This window comes from Nocardia sp. NPDC050712, assembly GCF_040654295.1.
In the GTDB taxonomy this organism is placed as follows: domain Bacteria; phylum Actinomycetota; class Actinomycetes; order Mycobacteriales; family Mycobacteriaceae; genus Nocardia.
The window spans coordinates 1,038,870-1,058,698 of sequence record NZ_JBFAHT010000002.1; the positions used below are offsets into that span (position 1 = coordinate 1,038,870).

A 19,829-nucleotide genomic window follows, 5' to 3' on the forward strand; every position below is an offset into this window, starting at 1 on the left:
GTACGGTAGAACCTGTGACCAAAGACAAGACCTTCGCCGATCGCCTAAAGACGGCGTGCAAGGATCGCGGCCTAACCTACGCTGACCTGGCCGCGCGCTCCGAGGTAAGCGAAAGTTCCATCAAGAAGATCGCGATCGGCAAGATGAACCCGTCGCAGTTCATGATCGGGAAGCTGGCTGATGGCCTCGGCGTCGACGCCGAACGCCTACGGAAAGGGCTCCAACCAGAGGCGGCCCTCGAGATCGTGCCGGCACTCCAACGGGCCCTCGCCAGCGTGGATCTCATGGATGACGACCTCGAACTGGAATCCCTGGACGCTTTGCGTTCCCGCGTGGTGCAAGTGGGCAAGTGGCGTCGGGGAACTCAGTACCGCAAGATCGTTCCCATCCTTCCAGAACTGGTAGATCACCTGCTGGTGCGCGGCCGTGAGGACGGCGAGCAGGCTTATGCCTTGCTGACGGACGTGTACCGTGCGGCGAACACGCTGGCGCACAAGACCGGTAACCACAATCTCGGATTGACGGCTACCGAGCGTATGGAGTGGGCGGCCAAGCTATCCGGCGATCCACTACGAGTTGCAACAGTGGGGTACCTGAAGGCGGCCACGCTCGCTCGTATTGGCTTGACCCGCAAGGCGCTCAAGCTCCTCGAGCGGGAGATGGCCGCGATCGAAGACTTGGTAGGCAAAGATGTCACCGCGGCCGCCGTCTACAGCACGCTGCATATGCGGGCTGGGACGATCGCCGCGACGGTCGGCAACACGGACCTCACTCGCAGTCACCTCACCGAGGCGGCCGACCTGGCAAGGCGATTCACAGATGGTCGGGTGGTCTACGACACCGTGGCCGGCGAGACGGCCGTCAAGCTGTACAGGCTCGCTGCGGAGGTGGACCTCGGCGAGGCTGGGACCGCGACCGACATCTCTGCGAGCATCAATATGCCCAAGGACTATCCGCGCGAACGCCAGACCTACGGCCAGCTCGACCGGGCCCGCTTGGCCTTGCTGAAGGGCATGCCGGACCAGGCAATCGATGAGTTGTGGGAATGTCGAGCTGTTGCGCCTGAGCACTTCCGGAACAGCAGCGCGGTGAAAGTAGTTGTGGAGTCGACCGGCGAGAAGCTGTGGCGGCCAACGGATCGGTACCGCTCGCTTGCGCATTCGGCCGGGCTGGTCGACTGATGTCCTTGCCTACCGAGCCCGGACCCTACCGGGACACGCAAGGCGATCTCTGGCTGCTCGACGACGACAGCCTGTGGGAGCACGGTGCCCGGCGGCTGAACGACGGCAGCTGGCTGCCTGTCAATGGCCGGTTCACGGGCCGGATGACACCGGAAGAGTTCGAGCACTTGGCCACCGGCCCTGGCATCGAGGTGCTGCCGCTGACTCGCGTGCTGGTCGAAGATATTCCGCCGGTGAATTGATCGATCAGCGCCGTGACCTGCGGGGACATTATGGGCGGGGTTACTTAACTTCTCCTGGGAGAAGTTCGCCCGCTATTTCGATGTCGAGATCCGCCAGATTCCGCTGCGCGGCGACCGGCTCACCATGCACCCCGACGATATCGCCGCACACGTCGACGAGAACACCATCATGGTGGTGGCCACCTTCGGCCAGACCTTCACCGGCCTGTTCGAGGACGTCGCGGCAATCAGCAAGGCGCTCGACGACATTCAGGCCGGGACCGGCCTGGACATCCCGCTGCACGTCGACGCCGCCAGCGGTGGCTTCCTGGCGCCGTTCTGCGCGCCGGAGGTGGTGTGGGACTTCCGGCTGCCCCGGGTGAAATCCATCAACGCCTCCGGCCACAAGACCGGGCTCGCGCCCTTGGGCGCGGGCTGGGCGATCTGGCGCGAGGCCGCCGACCTGCCCGAGGAACTCATCTTCAACGTGAACTACCTCGGCGGCAGCATGGCCACCTTCAACCTGAACTTCTCCCGGCCGGGCAGCCAGACCATCACCCAGTACTACGACTTCATCCGCCTGGGCCGGACCGGATATCGGCGCGTGCAGGAGCAGATCTACGCCGTGTCACAGCATTTGGCGGCGGGCCTGGTGCGGCTCGGCTACTTCGAGATGATCCATGACGGCGATCCGCGGCACGGGATCACCGCGGTGTCGTGGAAGCTGACCGGCAAGGACCCCGGGTTCAATCTCTACGACCTGTCCGATCGCCTGCGCACCCGCGGCTGGCTCATCGCGGCCTACCCGCTGCCCGCGGACCGCGAGGACCAGGTGATCATGCGCGCGGTGCTGCGGCACGGTTTCACCGTCGACATCATCGACATGCTGCTGGCCGACTTCGAGCGCAGTATCGCAGCGCTGCAGAAGAATCCGATGGCCAAGCCGCTCACCAAGGAGGACGCGGGCGGGTTCACCCACAGCGCGAAGGCGGCCGTGCCGGAGCCGGGATCGACCGTGGGCGCGAAGGTTTCCGGCGGAGGGAAGAAATGACCGGCGCGCACCGAGCACCGGCACCGACCAAGTACCTGGCCGTCTCCGCGCTCGGATTCACCACGGCCGCCTCCATTGTCACGAGCTTGCGCGGCCTGCCGATGATGGCCAAGGAAGAGATGACGATGTTCTTCTACATCGGCTTCTCGACGGTGCTGTTCCTGATTCCGGCCGGTTTGGTGGCGGCCGAGCTCGGCAGTATGTTCGCCGACAAGGCGGGCGGGCTCTACGCCTGGATCAGCGGGGCGTTCGGCAAGCGGACCGGTTTCGCCATCATCTTCCTGTCCTGGATCCAGGTGATCGTCTTCTATCCGACCGGCATGAGCTTCGCCGCCGCCGGCGTGGCGTTCGCCATCGACCGGCCCGAACTCGCCCAAAATCATATCTACGTAGGCATTTTCGCGATCGTCGCGTTCTGGGTGTGCACGGCGGTGGCCTTCGTCAGCAATCAGTTCGCGCTGAAGGTGACCCGGGCCGGGTTCCTGGCCGGTACCGCACTGCCGGGCCTGGTGCTGGTCGGTATCTTCCTCTGGTGGATCGCGACCGGGCATTCCATCGGCTGGGAGCACACCACCGACCAGGCCGTCACCGTGGCCGAGAACGGCCACGATTCGCCCCGGTTCTTCCCCTATCTCGCGGGGCTGTCCGGGCTGGCGTTCCTGGCCGGCATTCTGCTGAATTTCGCCGGCGTCGAATCCCAGGGCGTGCACTCGACCGAGCTGAAGAACCCGGCCCGGGGGTACCCCGCGGCCATCATGATCGCCGCGGCGACGGCATTCGGCATCTTCACCCTCGGCGCGCTCGCGGTCGCCGGGATCGTGCCCTACGACAAGATCGACCTCAATACCGGTGTCTTCGACGCTTTCACGCTCGGCTTCACCGAGCTGATCCACACTGCCTGGCCGGTGCGGATCCTGGCGGCGCTGATCGCCTACGGCGCGCTCGCGGGCGTGCTCGCCTGGATCATGGGCCCCAGCCGCGGCGTGCTGGCGACCGCGCACGACGGGATGTTGCCGCCCGTGCTGCAGAAGGTGAACAACCGTGGCGTGCAGACCAATATCCTGCTCATCCAGGCCGTGATCGTCACCCTGCTGTCCTCGATCTACCTGTTCATGGACGACGTCAGCTCGGCGTTCTTCCTGATCTCCGCGATGGCGGTGAGCCTGTACCTGATCATCTACATGGTCATGTACGCGGCGGCCATCCGCCTGCGCTACACCCGGCCGGATCTGCCGCGCGCCTTCAAGATCCCGGGCGGCACCGCCGGCATGTGGATCTTCGCCGGAATCGGTTTCGCGGCGGTGGCTTTCGCGTTCGTGCTGGCTTTCGTCCCGCCGTCGCAGCTGCCGATCGGCAACAAGGCCACCTATATCGGACTGGTGGCGGGCGGCGCGGTCGTCTTCAGCGCGATTCCGCTGATCATCGAGCGGATGAAGAAGCCGTCCTGGGTGCCGCCGGACGAGGTGAAGGCCAAGGCGCTCGGGCCGAGCGCCGACACCTCCCACCTCACGACGGTGTCCTGACGGCGCCGGGCCCCAGCGCTTTCGTCTTGACCTCCTCCGGCGCGGGCGCCCAGGAGGGTTTCCGGAAGCAACGCACGATCAGCGGTGCGGCACAGCACAGTGCCGCACCGCCCGCGACCACCAGCACGTACAGCCCGGGGCTGCCGACCGGCAGCTGACTCGGCGGCACGAAGGCGGTGGTCAGGGCGAAAGCCATGGCGGCGAAACCGATTCCGGCGATCACCCACATGCCCGCGCGGCCGCCCGGTACCCGGAACGGGCGCGGCAGATCCGGCCGGGTGTGCCGCAGCCGGATACCGGCGGCGTAGAGGAACAGATAGATGATCATGTCCAGACCGGCGGCCATCGCCATGATCAGGAAGAACGCGGTGCCGACGTCGGCCACGAGGAAGTAGGGCGCGCACAGCGCCGTCACGATGATCGCCTGGGTGAGCAGGATATTCACCTGCACACCACGCGGATTCACCTTTTGCAGCAGTGGCGGGAGCATGCCGTCGTGCGCGGTCGCCAGCACGCCGCGACTGGGGCCGCCGACCCAGGCCAGCGCGCCCGCGAAGGTGCCGTAGGCGCACAGCGCGCCCAGAATCAGGACCGGCCAGCCGATGCCGAGCAGCGTGCTGAAACCCGTGCGCAGAGCATCGAAGACGCCCGAGGTCAGGGTGATCTGCTGGTAGGGCAGGATGCCCGCGACCGCCAGCGCGCCGAGCGCGAACAGCACCGCCGAGGTCACCGCGGCGATCAGGATCGCGATCGGATACTCGCGGCCCGGGTTGCGCAGCTCGCTCGCGTGCACGGCCTGGGATTCCACGCCGGTGAAGTTCTCCAGGATGTTCCCGAGATAGGCGAGCCCCGCCAGGCCGACGATCGCGGGCAGCCAGCGGGGTGCGTCGTGGCCGTCGTGCTGGACGGTGACGGCCGGGTCGGTGGTGTGTTCCCAGCCGATGGAATGACCGCCGAGCAGCCACGCCGCGAACAGGGCCACCAGCACCAGGCCGGGCAGCGCCGTTCCGAGGAGGAAGCCTGCCTGGGCGACCTTGGCGGAGAACTGATTTCCGCGCAGCGCCACCAGGGTGCAGGCCCAGGTCATGGCGACCGCGAACACTCCCACGAACACATGGTTGTGCGCCAGCTGCGGCCGATCGATCGCGTAGGCCACCCCCGCGGCGGCGAAGCTCATGCCCGCGGGCAGGAACACCATCGCCTGGATCCAGGACAGGAACATCACGCCGAACCCGACCGGCTTCCCGAACGCGCCGCCGATCCAGGCGTAGAGCCCGCCGGCCTGGCGGCCGAACGCGCTGCCGAGTTCGGCCGAGACCAGACCCGCCGGAATGAGATAGAGCAGCACCGAGAACCCGATGTAGAAGAACATGGTCAGTTCTTCCTGGGCCATCGCGGGCAGTCCGCTCAGACTCGTCACGATGGCCGCGGCGGTGGTGAAGCCGAGCGCCCGCGCGCTGAGATAGCGGGGTCCGGGAGGCGGTGTCATGGGCTGGGATTATCAGCTACCGCCCGGCCTCGGTCTCGTGCGCCACGCCGCCGCTCAGCCGCCCGGTGGCAGCTGGAAGCCGACTTCGGCGCCGCCGCCGGGGCGGTTCCCGGCGAAGACGGTCCCGTGGTGGGCGGTGACGATGTCGTGCACGATGGCCAGGCCCAGGCCGGAACCGGGGGTGGCGCGGGTGCGGCCGGCGCGATAGAAGCGGTCGAAGATCGAACGCTGATCGGTCGGGTCGATGCCGGGACCGTGATCGCGGACCGACAGGCGGGTGCCATCGAGATGGATCGCGATCGCGGTATCGGGCGGGCTGTACTTGACGACGTTGTCGAGCAGATTGTCGAGGCAGCGGGCCAGGGCTTGCGGGCGGGCGGTGACGAGCACGGACTCGGCGCCGGTGCGGGTGATGTCGCGGCCGGTGCGGCGGCGGCAGCGTTCGGCGCGCTCGTCGGCCAGTTCGGTCAGGTCGACGACGGCCGGTTCCTCGGTGGTGCGCTGGTTCGTGGACAGGTCGACCAGTTCGCCGACCAGGGCGTCCAGGGCCTTGGCCTCTTGGACGAGCGTGGCGATGACGCGGGTTTCGTCGGCGGGGTCCAGGCGGCCGTCGGCGCGTTGCAGCAACTCCGCGCTGCCGCGCACCGAGGTGAGTGGGGTGCGGAGTTCGTGGCTCGCGTCCTCGACCAGGCGCCGCTGTTGCGCGCGGGACAGGCGCAGGGCGGCGAGCATGGTGTTGAAGCTCTCGGTCAGGTCGCCGACCTCGCCGCGGGTGGTCCGGGGGAGCAGGGTCGAGAGATCCTGGGTGGTGGCGACCTGCCGGGTCGCGGTGGCCAGCCGGCGGATCGGGCGCAGGATGCGGCCGATGGCGAGCCAGCCGATCAGCGCCGCGGCCAGGACCGCCACTCCCGTGATACCGAGTGTGCGCCAGAAGAATTCGCGGTCTACCCGGATGACGTCCGCGTAGTTCTGGCTGACCATGACGGCGCCACCGCCGGGATGGGGCTTGGTGACCACGCCGTGTTCGACGCCGTCGACCATGATGTTGGTGTCCGCGGTGCCGACGCCGGTGCGCGCGATCGTGCGGTCGATCTCGGTGACGGGCAAGGCATTACGGCCGGGCGTGAGCACGCGCACGGTGCCGTCGGCCAGCAGCAGCTGCTCGGTCATGTCCGGTCGCACCGGTATCGGCGCATCGGTGCCGAGCAGCGCCAGCACCGTATCGGCGCGATCGGCCAGGCCGCGGTCCACCTGCTCGGCGACCAGGGGCGACACGCTCCGATACGACGCGATGAGGGTGACCAGGATGGCGGCGACCGCGGTGAGCACGGCCACCAGGGTGAGCCGGGCGCGCAGCATCACGGCACCCGGACGATGTAGCCGACATTGCGCACCGTGTGAATGAGTCGCGGCGCGCCGCCCTCCTCGGTCTTGCGGCGCAGATACCCGATGTAGACATCCAGCGAGCGCGACTCGGTGTCGAAGTCGAAACCCCAGATGTCCTCGTAGATCCGGCTTCTGGTGAGCACGATGCGCTGATTGCGCAGCAGCAGCTCCAGCACGTCGAACTCGGTGCGGGTCAGATCCAGCAGGCGCGCGCCGCGCCGGACCTCGCGGGCGGCCGGATCCAAGCTCAGGTCGGCGATGGTCAGCAGTTCGCTGTCGAGCTCGGAATCCGGTGCGCTGCGGCGCAACAGCGCGCGTAGTCGCGCCAGGAGTTCTTCGGTGTCGAACGGTTTGGACAGGTAGTCGTCGGCGCCCGCGTCCAGCCCGGCGACCCGGTCGCCGACCTGATGCCGGGCGGTCAGCACCAGGATCGGCAGCCGGTCGCCGCGCCGGCGCAGCATGCGGCACAGGGACAGGCCGTCCAGCCGCGGCATCACCACATCCACCACCGCCAGATCCGGGCGGTCCCGGTCCAGCATTTCGAGCGCCTCCTGGCCGTCGGCGGCCAGCCGCACGGTGTAGCCCTCGAAGCGCAGCAACTGGTCCAGGGTGCTGCGCACATGGGGGTCGTCCTCGACCACGAGCACGGTCGTCACTGGGTTCACGGGCTCATTCTGGCCGGTGGCGGCTGCGGTGTTGCTCATGGCCGGTCAGTTGGTGACCGGGGCCACGGCGACGGGCGGAACGGCGGCCACGCAGGCGGTCGGGCCGGGAGCGCCGGTCCGGACGAACGTGGTGATCAGGCCGGTGACGCAGCCGGTCGGTTCCAGATCCGGCACGTGCCCGGTGTTGGGTACCGAGAGGAAGGTCGAGCGCGGGAACCTCGCCGCCGCGAGTTTGCCGTTGGCGTCCGGGGTAATCGCGTCGAGGTCGCCGGACAGGACGAGCACGGGCACATCGGGCATGGGCGCGCGCAGCTGGTCCGGACGCTCGTGGCCGGGCAGGCCGGGCCAGCGCAGGCAGGCGTCACCGCCGTCGCGCTGTGCGCCGCCGAAGCCCTCGGCGCTGAAGGCCCCGAGGCCGTCGGGCGCCTGCTGGGCCAGCGCCGCGCGATACTGCTGTTCGCGTTGCGCGACAGGCGTTTCGGGCGACCACAGCGTCCGGTAGTCGTTGCAGGCGACCGTCAGGTACAGGTCGATGTTCTCGTAGCCGTCCGCGTCGGTGGTGGCGCGGGTGAACTCGCGCAGTGGCTCGTCGTCGCCGCGCACGGCCGCGCGCAGGGCCGCCGGGAGCGTGCCGAGCGGTGTCATCGCGCCCGGGTCGGCGCCGACATTGCTGGTGGCGGCCTCGAAGATCAGATTGCCCAGCTTCGCCTCGTCCAGCACGATGCTCGCCTTGCCCTCGACCGTGAGCGGCTGGGTGCGCAGGCGGGCCGCGACGGTCCGCAGATCGCGGACGGCGGTGTCGCCGTCGCAGACTCGGCTGCGCTCGCAGATCCGTTGCAGGGCGAGTGACACCGCCTCGGCATTGGGTCGTTGCAGGGGATCGAATCCGGCCGGGTAGGCGCCGGAGAGCACCATCGACTGCACGTGCTCGGGGTGCCGCTGGGCGTAGATGGGCAAAAGGTAAGTGCCGTAGGAGATTCCGTAGGGGACCACCTTGTCGATGCCGAGTTGCGCACGGACGGCGTCGAAGTCGTCGACCGTGGCCGCGGAGGTGTATCCCGCCGCCTTCGGGCCGAGTTGCTCGCCGCAGCGGCCGATCATCTCCTGCTGCTGTGCCCGCGTGCCCAGCTGATAGCTGTTCTCGTCCACGCCGCAGTCCAGCGCGGCCGACACTCCGGTGCCGCGCGGGTCGATGAGCAGGACGTCGTGGTCGTCCAGCAGACCGGCGGCCAGCATGGTGGCCTCGGCCGCGTGCGCGATCATCGGCACGCCCGGCCCGCCGGGATTCGGCAGCAGCGTGCCCGCCGCCGGCACCTCGCTCCGGCTGTGCCGGATGCGAGCGAATCCCACCTCGATCGTTCCCAGCTCCGGTGTCCCCGCGACCAGCGGCCGCTGCACCGTCCCGCAGTCCACGGCGTAGTCCGGCACCGTCGGGCACCACTCGGGCCGCACGGATTGCCCACCCGCCGTGCCGGTTTCGTTCTGCCCACAGCCCGCGACCACGCCGCCGAGGACCGCCGCCGCCAGGGTCAGGCTCAGTATCGAGCGCATACCGGTGCGCATAGTCGCTCCCATCCGATCTTCGTCGCCCGGTGCCTCCCGGGCGTTGTGACGATCGTGCGGTGCCCAGGTGAAAGCCGGGACAGGCCGATGACAAAGCGAGGTAAGAAGGTGGGCGAGGAGAAGGAGATGAGGCGATGACGTCGAACACGAGTCCGGCCGGGCGCACCTATGTGGTCACCGGTTCCGCATCCGGCATCGGGGCCGCGACCGTGGCGCTGCTTCGACACGCCCGCGGCCGCGTACATCCTCACCGACGCGGAGGTGCGCGCGGCCGTGGAAACCGCCGCGCCGCAACCCTTCGGCGGCTTCCCGGGGCGGCCGGAGTGGGTCGCGGAACTGCTCTGCTGGCTGGCCGGGCCGGAGAACCGGTTCGTCACCGGGCAGGTCGTTTTCGCCGACGGGGGTTCGGAGGCGGCGGCGCTGGGGGACCTGCGCTGGCGGTGAATCACGCATGGCCTAGCCTGAATTCATAGGACGACTTCGGCGGTGATCGTGATCCCACGGTGGTCGGCTCGTGTGATGGGAGAACGAGGGTGATCGCGGTGCGGGTCGAGACGCTGCCGAGGACGGAGCGGCCGGCGCCGCCACTGCTGGCCGCGGTGTTCGTGAGCAGTTTCGATCGGTTCGCGATCAGTCCGATGCTGGTGCTGATCGCCCTCGCGCTGCGGGTGCCGCTGGCCTCGGTGGTCGTGCTGGCGGGCGGATACTTCCTCGCCTACGGTCTGTCCCAGCCGTTGTGGGGGCTGCTCTCGGATCGGTTCGGCCGGCTGCGAGTGATGCGGGTCGCGTTGCTGGGCGCCGCGGTCGCGGGCCTCGCCTCCGCGGCGGCGCCGAATCTGGCGGTGCTGATCGGGGCACGCGTGGTGGCGGGCGCGTGTTTCGGTGCGGTGCTGCCGACGTCGATCACCTACGTCGGCGACACCGTGGATTCCGCGCATCGGCAGCGGGCGCTGTCGGACGTGATGGCCGTGGCCGCCGTCGGCACCGCGCTGGCGACCGGGCTGGCCGGGGTCGCCGCCGAACTGCTCGACTGGCGCGCGGTATTCGCGGGACCGGCGGTGCTCGCGGTGGCCGGTGTGTTCGCCCTGCGCGCCCTGCCCGAACCCGCTCGGGCGCCGATCGCGTCCATGGGCGCGCAGATGGGGTCGGTGCTGCGCAATCGCTGGGCCCTGCTGGTTTTCGCGCTCGCCTTCGTCGAGGGCGCGGTCCTGCTCGGCGTCATGACCTTCCTCGCCGCGGCGCTGCAAGCGCACGGCACCCGCGCCGCGCTCGCCGGACTGGCCACCGCCGCCTACGGTGTCGGCGTGCTGGTGTTCTCCCGGGTGGTCCGGGCCCTCACCCGGACACTGCCGGTAGCGGTTCTGATGGCGCTGGGCGGCGCCCAGATGTGCCTGGGCTACGTCATCGCCGCCGCCCGGATCGACCCCGCCGCCGTCATCGCCACCACGCTGCTGCTCGGCGGTGGCTGGGCCTTCCTGCACTCCTCCCTGCAAACGTGGTCGACCGAGGTCGCGCCCGGCGCACGCGGCACGGCTGTCTCTCTCTTCGCGGGCGCCCTGTTCCTCGGCAGCGCCGCCGCGACGGCAGCCGGGGCGCCCGCGGTGCAATACGGCCACTACACAGCGCTTTTCGCCGGTGCCGCGATCGCGACGATTCCGTTGACGCTGGTGGGCGTGTTCGGCTGGCGGCGTTGGCTGCGGACGCGGGGAGGGTGACGGCGGCTCGGCCCGCCACGCCGCGGCATCGAGCACGCGTGGAAGTTCGTCTCGCGAAACGCCGATGTCGTCCTGGAGATGCCGGATCGCCGCACTAGCATGGGCGCGACATGCGACGAGGGGACGTGCGGTTGCGGCGACGGGTGGTGTGGCGGGCGACGGTGGTCGCGGCTCTCGTGGTTGTCCTCGTGCCGGGCGCGAGCGTGTTCGCCGCGCCGGATGCGGGCCTGGAGTGGGGGGCCTGCCCCGCTGAGGCGCGTGCCGAAAGTGCTTTGTGTGCAACGGTTTCGGTGCCCAGGAGCTACGCGGATCCGAGTGGTGCCCGGATCGAGGTGATGGTCAGCCGGATACCGGCGCAGGGGCGTGCGCAGGGCACGCTGTTCGGTAATCCGGGCGGTCCGGGCGGTGACGCGGTGGGCTTCTGGTCGGCGGCGAGCAAGCGCGTGCCGCAGCTGCGGCAGTTCGACCTGATCGCCGTGCAACCGCGCGGGCTGCGCTGGTCGACGCCGTTGCAGTGCTCGTCTCCGGTCGACGGCGCGCCGGTCACGATCCGGTTGGCGTGTGAGGCGCGGCAGCCGGGCTATCCCGCGACCGTCACGACCGAGGCGGTCGCCCGCGACATGGATGAGGTGCGGCGGGCACTCGGTCTGGAGCGGATCAGCTTTCTCGGTGTGTCCTGGGGGACCTACCTGGGTGCCGTGTACGCCACCCTGTTCCCGGAACACACCGACAAGCTGGTGCTGGACTCCAACGTCGATCCGGGTATGAGCTGGGTCGAGCAGACCGCCCGGGTGCCGGTCGCCATCTCCGATCGCATGGTCGAGATCTTCGAGTGGATCGCCGCGCAAGACCCGATCTACGGCCTCGGCGCCACCCGCGAGACGGTGCTCGCCGAGTGGAACCGACAGGTCGACGCGCAGCCCGGCGGCTGGTTCGCGCCGACGCTACAGGCCACCACCTATGCCGCCTACACCCGCAACATGTGGCCCTACCTGGCCCAGGGGATGCGGGAGTACCGCGACGATCCGAAACAGCTGCGGTTCCTGACCTATTTGGCGCGACCGGCCGCCGTCGCCGATGCCACCTCGGGGTGGATGCGCGACGCGACCCGGTGCAACGAGGACAGCGGTTTGGATCTCGCCGCCTTGGCGGGCGCGGCGCTCACCCTGCTCAGCGAATCCGACCCGTTGCGGCAGCAGGCGGCGGTGATGCGGGCCGGAATCACCTGCGCGGGCTGGCCCCAGACCACCCGGCGCGTCACCGTCGACGGCAGCCGGCTGGCAACCCGGCCACTGCTGTTGCAGAGCCGTCACGACCCGGCCACCTCCGGTGCTCCGGCCTTGGCCGCCGCCGTCAACGGCACCATCACCTGGGTCGGCGGGGGAGACCACGGCCAGTTCAGCCGCGACAATCCGGTCTTGAACGACGCGGTCCTGCACTACCTGCGCACGGGAGAGTCGATCCTCGCCGAAGCCCCCGAGCCGCCGATCAGCACCCCGAATCCGCCAACGACGGTGCCCTGACCGCACGCGTCGACTCCACCGACTCGGATCAGCGCGCTCGCAGCGATCCCGATCGTTGGTACCGCCGATCCTTCCGCGCACTAGGCCGAAGGTCCTGCCGATCCGGGACCATCGGCCGATGCCCCGACTGCGCTCCGAGCGGCACCCTGGAGGGAACAATCCGAGGCGAAAGGATGAGTGTTCCCGATGACCAGCGGTTATCCCGGTTTCGAGACGATCAGAGCGGCCGTCGGACTGGCCCAGCGGGCGCCCTCGGTACACAATTCACAACCCTGGCGCTGGCAGCTGAGCAACGACGAGCTGCATCTCTACGCCGACATGTCCCGGCATCTCACCGCCACCGATCCGCAGCAGCGGGCGCTGCTCCTCAGTTGTGGTGCGGTGCTGCATCACGTCCAGGTGGCGCTGTGCGCGCTGGGGTGGAGCAGCGCGGTCGAGCGGCTCCCGAATCCCCAAGTGCCCGAACATCTCGCGGTGCTGCGGCTGGCCCCGCGCCGGTCCAGCGAGGCCGATATCGACATGGCGGCGGCCATGATGCGCCGCCGCAGCGATCGCCGCCGGTTCGCGTCGGTCGAGGTGCCCGAGGTCTACCTGAAGGCGGCCGCCCAGTACGGCACCCGGTTCGGCGCGGCCGTCCGCCCCGTCTCGCCCGCCGACCACTCCGCGCTACGCACGCTGATCCGCCGGGCCGCCCGCCACCACGAGGACGACGTGCTCTACCAGATCGAACTCGCGGAATGGAGTGGCCGCCGCGGCACCCGCGAGGGCGTGCCCGCGCGGAACTCGACCGCCATTCGAACCGCGGACGAGCTCCCGGGCCGTGCGTTCAACGACCCCGTCCTGATCGACCCTGATCCCGCACCGGACGCGGCGACCTGGCTGATGATCTCGACTCCGAACGACGACCGCCTGGCCCAGCTGCGCGCCGGCGAATCACTGAGCGCGCTACTGCTCGCGGCCACCGATCTCGGACTGGCCACCTGCATCCAGACCGAACCGCTCGGGCTCCCCGAACTGCGGGACGAGATCCGGTTCTCGATGTGCGAGGGCGCTTATCCACAGGTCATGGTTCGTGCCGGGCGCACCGCCCAGGTGGCACCGCTGCCGGAGACACCGCGACGCAAGCTGGACGACATTTTCGCGGAGCTGCCCGGATAAGCCGCGTCCGAATCAGCGCATTCCGGGCAAATCGCGCGCACGGGTCCGGGCACTGGCCCGCGATCGTCATCGTCGCAGTTCGGCAGGGGTTTTGCCGGAACGTTTCGATCTTTCCGATCGAGGTATTCCGCGACCGATGCGACTATTACGTGTGCCGGGCGTTTACCGTCCGCAATCGGACACCTGGCTGCTGGCCCGGACGGCGGCCGATGCCGCATTGCCCGCCGACGCCCGCGTGCTCGACCCTTGCACGGGAACCGGTGCACTCGCCCTGGCCGCGGCGCGCGGGGGCGCGGCGCAGGTCGCCGCCGTCGACGTTTCGCGGCGGGCGATCATGACGGCGTGGGCCAACAGCCGCAGGCAAGGTCTGCCGATCGAGTTGATCCACGGCGACTTCTCCCAGGTGCTGAACGGGCGAACCTTCGACGTGGTGCTGGCCAATCCGCCCTACGTGCCGTGCGCCGCGCCGGTGCCCGTGCGCGGCGCGGCCCGGGCCTGGGACGCGGGCGGCGACGGCCGGGTAATTCTGGATCGGCTCTGCGGTCTCCTGCCCACCCTGCTGGCACCCGGTGGCGTCGCGCTGATCGTGCACTCGGAGCTGTGCGGTTCCGAGACCACCCTGGATCTGCTGCGCGCGCACCAGTTGAAGGCGGCGATCGTCGCCCGGCAGACCATCGGCTTCGGCCCCGTATTACGCAGTCGCGCAACCTGGTTGGAGGACGTCGGCCTCATTCCGCCCGGCCGGCGGCACGAGGAATTGGTGGTGATCCGTGCCGACCGCATCGAACACTGAACCCGATCGCCGGCGGGTCACCCTGGTCGCGGGCGGACCCGCGCTGATCGAAGGCCCGGTCGAAGTGGTCACCGAGGACGGGACCGTCGTCACCTCCGACCGATTCCTCGTCGCCCTGTGTATGTGCCGACGCAGTAAGACCTTTCCGTTCTGCGACACCAGTCATCGCAAGCGCGCCCGGCGCGACGCCGAGGACTAGGCCGCGGGCAGCTCGCGCCGCAGCGACGTCCGGCCCTTGCGCCAATTCTGTTCCAGCACATGATCGGCGAAGCGATCGGCGATCCAGTTCGTCGCCTGGATGCCGAAGACCACCGATTCGGTCAGCTCCGGTTCCTCGTTCAGCAAGGTGCCGATGACATCGCGGCGCAGCACCTGCTCGTGCACGGCGTCGGCCTCGACGTGCTCCTGGTAGAACCGCAAGCAGGCGGGATCCGCGCCGAGCCGCTCCAGCGCCCCCACCATGCGCCGGGACCCCGTCGGCGAGGTGATCTCCACTTCCGCGAACTGCCCGATCAGCGCGCCGCGCAGCTCCCGGTGCAGGCCGAACAGCGACATCATGTTGACCTCGATCAGCATCGGCGCGGGCACCACGTCCAAGTAGCGCAGGTATCCGGACTCGAGGCCCGCGCCGGTCAGCAGCTCCGCGAACAGGCGGGCATGCACCCGTTCACCGCGTCCACCACCGAATTCGTCGAACTCGACGGCGACCACCGAGGCCTTGGCCTGCCCCCGCAGCCGCGGGATCACCCAGGCCTGCGGGTCGGCTTCCTTGTGGTGGTAGATGGACCGGTGCGCGAAATACTCGCGCACCTGCCACCATTCGCCCTCGTCGAGCAGGAACTGGCTCAGCCCCGTCGGCTCCACCGGCTCGACCAGCAGCGCGTCGAGTTCGGCGTCGATATCGGCGCCGCCGGCCACCTCCGCGTGGAGCGCGGCGCGGAACGGCTTTTCCAGGGTGGCGCGCAAGCGCAGCAGATCGGGATTCCACTCCCACCCCGGATCGACACCCTCGAATCCGCGATAGTGCAACTCGTAGCACGTGTGCAGGGCCAGTTGCAGGTCTTCGCCGAAGGGGTCGGCGTTCGCGCCGCTCGGGAGGGCGGCGGTGTCGTCGGGCGATCGGCGCAAAATCTCCACCACCGCTGCGGAGAGGTCACCGCGCGGTTCGGGGAGATAAGACAGTGCCGTATCGCTGACGCTGGTCATGCTCGGCGAGTACCCGTTCGCTCGCCGTTAACCCGATTCGTGGTCAGTACCACGTGGTGGCAAGCCAGGCGGTGAGCGCCGCGACGAGCAACAGGGCGATATTGAGCTCGATCCGGCGGTCGCCGCCGGTCAGGTGCACCGGGATCGCGGCGAGTTGCAGCAGCACGAAGCCCACGGCCGCAGCCACCGCGAGCCCGGGCGCGAGACCGGTCAGCGGCGGCAGGACGAGCCCGAGCGCACCGAGCACCTCGACCGCGCCGAGGGCGCGCAGTGCCGGGAGCGGCACGCGGTCCACCCAGGCCATCATGGGCCGCAGCTGATCGCGGCTCCGGACGAGCTTCACGCCTCCGGCGTAGAGATAGAAGAGGGCGAGCAGGGCGGCGGCGATCCAAAAGGCGATTCTCACCTGCCAATTGCAGCGTCAGCGCGGTAGTCCCGTCCAAGACCTGTTCTGGCACGCCGATACCGAATGGGTATTGTCGCTGCGTGGAGCTACGACTGCTGCGCTACTTCGTGGCTGTGGCCGAGGAACGCCATTTCGGCCGGGCCGCGGCCCGGCTGCGGATGAGTCAGCCGCCGCTCAGCCGGGCGATCCAGCGCCTGGAGGCCGAGATCGGCGCACCGCTGTTCGCCCGGTCGCCCTCCGGCGTCACGCTCACCGGCGTGGGCGCGGTCCTGCTCGATGAGGCGCGCGCCCTGCTCGAACATGCCGACCAGGTCCGGTCGCGGGTCGCCGCCGCGGCCGGAACCGCGCAGCTCACCGTCGGCATCCTGGGCGATGGCACCGACCCGGACGTCACCACCCTGGCCGCCGCCTATCGCCGCCGCCACCCCGAGGTCGACATTCGCATCCGGGACACCGATTTCACCGACCCCACCTGCGGGCTGCGGGCCGGGCTGGTAGACGTGGCGCTGACCCGCGCGCCGTTCGACGAGACCGCGCTGTCCGTCCAGACACTGCGCGCCGACCCGGTCGGTGCGTTGCTGCGGGCCGACGACCCCCTGGCGGGCCGCGCCCACCTCACGCTCGCAGATCTGGCCGACCGCCGCTGGTTCCGGTTCCCGGACGGCACCGACCCGCTGTGGCAACGCTATTGGCACGGCGGTGCGGCGCGTGGCGGGCCGATCGTGCGAGTGGTCCAGGAATGTGTGCAGGCCGTGCTCTGGAACGCGACCGTCGGTATCACGCCGCTGGGTCATCCGGTACCGGACGGACTGGTCGCCGTGCCGCTGGCCGACATGGCGCCGAGCCGGGTTGTCGTGGTCTGGAACCTGGGCGATACCAATCCTTTGACCCGGTCGTTCGTCCGAATCGCGCGCGACACCTACCGCTGACGTGGTGTCCGCCATCGAATTCGGACACTAATGGTTAGCTGGCACCTTGCTGGGTATCACACCTGGCGGGTGCCCTGATGAAACCTACCGAGTTGCGGAATGCGGCGAATCGCGCCGCATTCCGTTTTGGTCGCAGCTTCACACCGTTGAGGAGGCAGTCCATGATCAGTAGTCCGTCCGGCTCCAATTCGCTGATTTACAACATCCGGGAATCCGGTAAGTCACTCAATATCGTGATGGTGGCGCCACCGTATTTCGAAATTCCACCCGCGGGTTACGGCGGCGTGGAAGCGGTGGTTGCTCAGCTGGTGGACGCACTGGTCGCACGCGGGCACCGGGTCACCCTGCTCGGCGCGGGCCGAGCCGGCACGACCGCCACCCGGTTCATCCGGGTGTGGGACGAGATCCTGGCCCATCGCCTGGGCGATCCGTATCCCGAGGTCGTCAACGCGCTCAAGGTGCGGCACACCATCGCCGAACTGGCGCGCACCGAGCACATCGACGTGATCCACGATCACACGTTCGCCGGGCCGCTGAACGCGCCGGTGTACGAGGCGATGGGCATCCCGACGGTGGTGACCGTGCACGGTCCCGTCGACGGCGAGGAGCAGGAGTACTACAGCGCACTGGGCGAGTCGGCGCAGCTGATCGCGATCAGCGACCGGCAGCGCAGCCTGGCGACCCACTTGAATTGGCTCGGACGGGTTTACAACGCGGTACTGCCGAGCGACTGGCCGTTCCAGCGCGAGAAACAGGACTTCGCGCTGTTCCTGGGCCGCTACTCGCATACCAAGGGCCTGGATCTGGCGCTGGAAGCCGCCCATACCGCGGATATTCCGCTGGTCCTGGCGGCGAAGATGAACGAGCCTGCGGAAAAGGACTATTTCAAGCGGACCGTGCGGCCGATGCTGGGCGAGAAAGACTTCGTCTTCGGCGAGGCCAATGCGATTGCCAAGAGGTTGCTGCTATCTCAGGCGCGCTGCCTGCTGTTCCCCATTCGCTGGGAGGAGCCGTTCGGCATCGTGATGATCGAGGCGATGGCCTGCGGTACCCCCGTGGTGGCGATGCGGGGCGGCGCGGTCTCGGAGGTCGTCGAGCACGGCGTCACCGGCTTCATCTGCGACGATCCCGCCGAGCTGCCCGAGGCCATGGCCGCGGCGGCGCACCTGGATCCGATGGCGTGCCGGCGCCGGGTCGTCGAGCACTTCTCGGTCGACCGCCTCGGCGCCGGATATGAGGCGTCCTACTACGCGGCGCTGGATTGTGCGCGGCTGCCCCGCATTCCGGCCGGCGCCGATCTGCGTAAGAGCACGGCCGCGAGCCGCGGGCTCGACCGCGACCTGTCGATCGTCGCGAATCACTAACTGACAGCACCGCATCGGCCGATCCCCACCCGGGGTCGGCCGATGCGTGTGTCAGCGCCGGAACAGGCGACGCAGGCGCGCGCGGAAGCCGCCGGCCTCCGGAGCCGGGGGAGCGGCGGTGGCCGCGGCCGCCGTGGCCTGCGCGAATCGCTCATGGAGTTGCTCGCGGACCTCGTCCGGGGTGTAGGCGCGGCGCCGCCGTTCGGCGCGCACCACCACCACTCCGGTGGCGACTACACCGGCCGCACCCGCCAAACCCACTGCCTTCCACCACCGCATACCGCATAGGCTACGTCCATGACGGGGACGAGCATCAGTCTCGATCGAGCGCTCGAGCTCACCAGGACTGGCGATATCTGGTTGTTTCGTGGGCATTCGGCCGCTGACCGGGCGATTCGGATGACGACGAACAGTCCGGTGAATCATGTCGGCATGTCGGTCGTGCTCGATGATCTGCCGGCGCTGATCTGGCACGCGGAGCTGGGCCACTCACTGCCGGACATGTGGTCGGGTAGTACGCATCGCGGCGTGCAACTACACAATCTGCGCGACGCGGTCCTGGTGTGGGCGCACCGCTACGGCCAGCAGGCCTGGCTGCGCCAATTGAACCGCCCGGCCACGCCGGCCATGGAAGACGGGCTGCTGCGCACCGTCGCCCGCCTGGACGGCACGCCCTTCCCGTCCACCGCGAGCCTCGCGGGCCGCTGGCTCCGCGGCCGCGGCGCGCGCCTGCCGCTGCGCCGCGCGGCCCCTCGGGAACTGGAAAGCGCCTACTGCGCCGAAATCGTGGCCACCACCTACCAGTCGATGGGTCTGCTGCCACAGGACCGCAGCCCCAATTGGTATGACCCGGGCCGCTTCTGGAGCGGCGACGAACTCCGCCTCGGCGACGGCTACGAGCTCGGTGGCGAAATCGCCGTCCGCATCCCCCCGGCCCCGGACGCGCCGACCGGTTAGTCGGCGCGGAAGGCGCTCAGTTCCTCGGCGAACAACAGGGCGGGGTCGAAGCCCATGCCGGTGAAGTGGCCGGCGAGTTCGAGGGAGAGGACGCCGTGCAGGCGGGTCCAGAAGGTCAGGGCGCGGCGCAGGGTGGTGGGAGTCGCCGCGTCGGGGGCCCAGTGGCGGTGGGTTTCGAGGTGGCTGTCGAACGGGGTGGCGGTCTCGGGGGATAAGGCCGTGAAGGCCGCGATGAGGACGGTCATGACCTCGTTGGAGATCGCGGTGGTGTCCTCGGGGGCGTGATAGCCGGGCACGGGGGTGCCGTAGAGGAGAAAGTAGCGCTGGGGGTCGGCCAGGGCCCAGGCCCGGATGGCCTGGGCGACGGCGGCGATGTCGCCGCCGGTGTCGTAGGCGGCGCGGACGGCGTCGGCGAGGCTGCGGTAGGCGTCGCGGATGAGCTCGGTGATCAGCTCGTCGCGGTTCGCGAAGTAGCCGTAGAGGGCGGGGCCGCTCATGCCGACACGTTTGGCGATCGCGTTGAGCGACAACGCCGAGACGCCCGCCGTGCCGATCTGCTCCCACGCGTACTGCTTGATCTCCGCGCGCACCTGGGTGCGGTAGCGCTCCCGGGAACCCGTTCCACCTGCGGCCATCGTCTGAAGCCTCCTGTACTCGACAGGTTAGAGGCTATCACCGTCTCGACGGCATCTCGGATTT

20 protein-coding genes and 1 pseudogene are annotated in these 19,829 nt (G+C 69.2%); 13 read left to right on the forward strand and 8 right to left on the reverse strand.

Translation table 11 applies throughout. The features are described from left to right. The first annotated feature begins 14 nt into the window (after window positions 1-14). The 4 genes and pseudogenes from AB0H76_RS15465 (at window position 15) to AB0H76_RS15480 (ending at window position 3,976) form a co-directional block, all read left to right on the forward strand. Window positions 15-1,181 carry a helix-turn-helix domain-containing protein gene (locus tag AB0H76_RS15465; protein ID WP_357323236.1) on the forward strand — a complete coding sequence of 389 codons (1,167 nt, stop codon included), beginning with the start codon at window positions 15-17 and terminating at the stop codon, window positions 1,179-1,181. A 5-nt stretch (window positions 1,182-1,186) separates the two neighbouring features. Beyond that, window positions 1,187-1,423: a hypothetical protein gene (locus AB0H76_RS15470; protein WP_357323239.1), complete on the forward strand. Its 237-nt coding sequence runs from the start codon at window positions 1,187-1,189 to the stop codon at window positions 1,421-1,423. A 61-nt stretch (window positions 1,424-1,484) separates the two neighbouring features. Beyond that, a pseudogene (locus tag AB0H76_RS15475) lies at window positions 1,485-2,453 on the forward strand (pyridoxal-dependent decarboxylase); the annotation flags it as partial. Beyond that, window positions 2,450-3,976: an amino acid permease gene (locus AB0H76_RS15480; protein WP_357323241.1), complete on the forward strand. Its 1,527-nt coding sequence runs from the start codon at window positions 2,450-2,452 to the stop codon at window positions 3,974-3,976. The pseudogene AB0H76_RS15475 and the gene AB0H76_RS15480, both read left to right, overlap by 4 nt. Here AB0H76_RS15480 and AB0H76_RS15485 read toward each other — a convergent pair. The 4 genes from AB0H76_RS15485 to AB0H76_RS15500 are packed head-to-tail and all read right to left on the reverse strand — an operon-like array spanning window position 3,960 to window position 9,079. Further along, complete coding sequence (locus AB0H76_RS15485; RefSeq protein ID WP_357323244.1) at window positions 3,960-5,465, reverse strand: amino acid permease; 1,506 nt, start codon at window positions 5,463-5,465, stop codon at window positions 3,960-3,962. The genes AB0H76_RS15480 and AB0H76_RS15485 overlap by 17 nt on opposite strands. Before the next feature lie 54 nt (window positions 5,466-5,519). Then, window positions 5,520-6,824, reverse strand: a complete 1,305-nt coding sequence (locus AB0H76_RS15490) for a HAMP domain-containing sensor histidine kinase (RefSeq protein ID WP_357323247.1) — start codon at window positions 6,822-6,824, stop codon at window positions 5,520-5,522. Further along, on the reverse strand, window positions 6,824-7,507 hold the full coding sequence (locus tag AB0H76_RS15495; RefSeq protein ID WP_357326188.1) for a response regulator transcription factor: 684 nt from the start codon (window positions 7,505-7,507) through the stop codon (window positions 6,824-6,826). The genes AB0H76_RS15490 and AB0H76_RS15495 overlap by 1 nt, the downstream gene beginning before the upstream one ends. 54 nt (window positions 7,508-7,561) lie before the next feature. After that, window positions 7,562-9,079, reverse strand: coding sequence for an alpha/beta fold hydrolase (locus tag AB0H76_RS15500; RefSeq protein WP_357323250.1), 1,518 nt, complete (start codon window positions 9,077-9,079; stop codon window positions 7,562-7,564). 168 nt (window positions 9,080-9,247) lie between these two features. On the opposite strand from AB0H76_RS15500, the gene AB0H76_RS15505 reads away from it, so the two are divergent. The 6 genes from AB0H76_RS15505 to AB0H76_RS15530 all read left to right on the forward strand — a co-directional run bounded on the left by AB0H76_RS15505 (window position 9,248) and on the right by AB0H76_RS15530 (window position 14,467). Then, entirely contained in the window at window positions 9,248-9,523 is a 276-nt protein-coding gene (locus AB0H76_RS15505; RefSeq protein WP_357323252.1) for an SDR family oxidoreductase, read from the forward strand. An 89-nt stretch (window positions 9,524-9,612) separates the two neighbouring features. Continuing rightward, entirely contained in the window at window positions 9,613-10,794 is a 1,182-nt protein-coding gene (locus AB0H76_RS15510; protein ID WP_357323255.1) for an MFS transporter, read from the forward strand. Window positions 10,795-10,904: 110 nt separating this feature from the next. Continuing rightward, entirely contained in the window at window positions 10,905-12,317 is a 1,413-nt protein-coding gene (locus AB0H76_RS15515; RefSeq protein WP_357323257.1) for an alpha/beta fold hydrolase, read from the forward strand. Window positions 12,318-12,503: 186 nt separating this feature from the next. Then, on the forward strand, window positions 12,504-13,475 hold the full coding sequence (locus tag AB0H76_RS15520; protein ID WP_357323260.1) for an NAD(P)H nitroreductase: 972 nt from the start codon (window positions 12,504-12,506) through the stop codon (window positions 13,473-13,475). A gap of 136 nt (window positions 13,476-13,611) precedes the next feature. Beyond that, entirely contained in the window at window positions 13,612-14,268 is a 657-nt protein-coding gene (locus AB0H76_RS15525) for a HemK2/MTQ2 family protein methyltransferase (protein WP_357323263.1), read from the forward strand. Continuing rightward, a complete protein-coding gene (locus tag AB0H76_RS15530; protein WP_357323266.1) occupies window positions 14,246-14,467 on the forward strand; it encodes a CDGSH iron-sulfur domain-containing protein in 222 nt (73 codons plus the stop codon). Before AB0H76_RS15525 ends, AB0H76_RS15530 begins: the two co-directional genes overlap by 23 nt. Here AB0H76_RS15530 and AB0H76_RS15535 read toward each other — a convergent pair. Both AB0H76_RS15535 and AB0H76_RS15540 read right to left on the reverse strand, forming a co-directional pair. After that, window positions 14,464-15,474, reverse strand: coding sequence for an iron-containing redox enzyme family protein (locus AB0H76_RS15535; RefSeq protein ID WP_357323268.1), 1,011 nt, complete (start codon window positions 15,472-15,474; stop codon window positions 14,464-14,466). The two genes, AB0H76_RS15530 and AB0H76_RS15535, sit on opposite strands and share 4 nt — an antisense overlap. Window positions 15,475-15,517: 43 nt before the next feature. Beyond that, entirely contained in the window at window positions 15,518-15,880 is a 363-nt protein-coding gene (locus AB0H76_RS15540; protein WP_357323271.1) for a DoxX family protein, read from the reverse strand. Window positions 15,881-15,960: 80 nt separating this feature from the next. On the opposite strand from AB0H76_RS15540, the gene AB0H76_RS15545 reads away from it, so the two are divergent. Then, a complete protein-coding gene (locus AB0H76_RS15545; RefSeq protein ID WP_357323274.1) occupies window positions 15,961-16,809 on the forward strand; it encodes a LysR substrate-binding domain-containing protein in 849 nt (282 codons plus the stop codon). 161 nt (window positions 16,810-16,970) lie between these two features. Then, window positions 16,971-18,173: a glycosyltransferase family 4 protein gene (locus AB0H76_RS15550; RefSeq protein WP_357323279.1), complete on the forward strand. Its 1,203-nt coding sequence runs from the start codon at window positions 16,971-16,973 to the stop codon at window positions 18,171-18,173. Between the two features lie 51 nt (window positions 18,174-18,224). On the opposite strand, the gene AB0H76_RS15555 is transcribed toward AB0H76_RS15550, so the two are convergent. Continuing rightward, window positions 18,225-18,452 carry a hypothetical protein gene (locus AB0H76_RS15555; protein ID WP_357323282.1) on the reverse strand — a complete coding sequence of 76 codons (228 nt, stop codon included), beginning with the start codon at window positions 18,450-18,452 and terminating at the stop codon, window positions 18,225-18,227. Window positions 18,453-18,470: 18 nt separating this feature from the next. On the opposite strand from AB0H76_RS15555, the gene AB0H76_RS15560 reads away from it, so the two are divergent. Further along, entirely contained in the window at window positions 18,471-19,130 is a 660-nt protein-coding gene (locus AB0H76_RS15560) for a hypothetical protein (protein WP_357323285.1), read from the forward strand. Here AB0H76_RS15560 and AB0H76_RS15565 read toward each other — a convergent pair. Then, the gene (locus tag AB0H76_RS15565; RefSeq protein WP_357323288.1) at window positions 19,127-19,765 is read right to left on the reverse strand and encodes a TetR/AcrR family transcriptional regulator; all 639 of its coding nucleotides are present in this window, start codon (window positions 19,763-19,765) and stop codon (window positions 19,127-19,129) included. The genes AB0H76_RS15560 and AB0H76_RS15565 overlap by 4 nt on opposite strands. Window positions 19,766-19,829 lie beyond the last annotated feature (64 nt).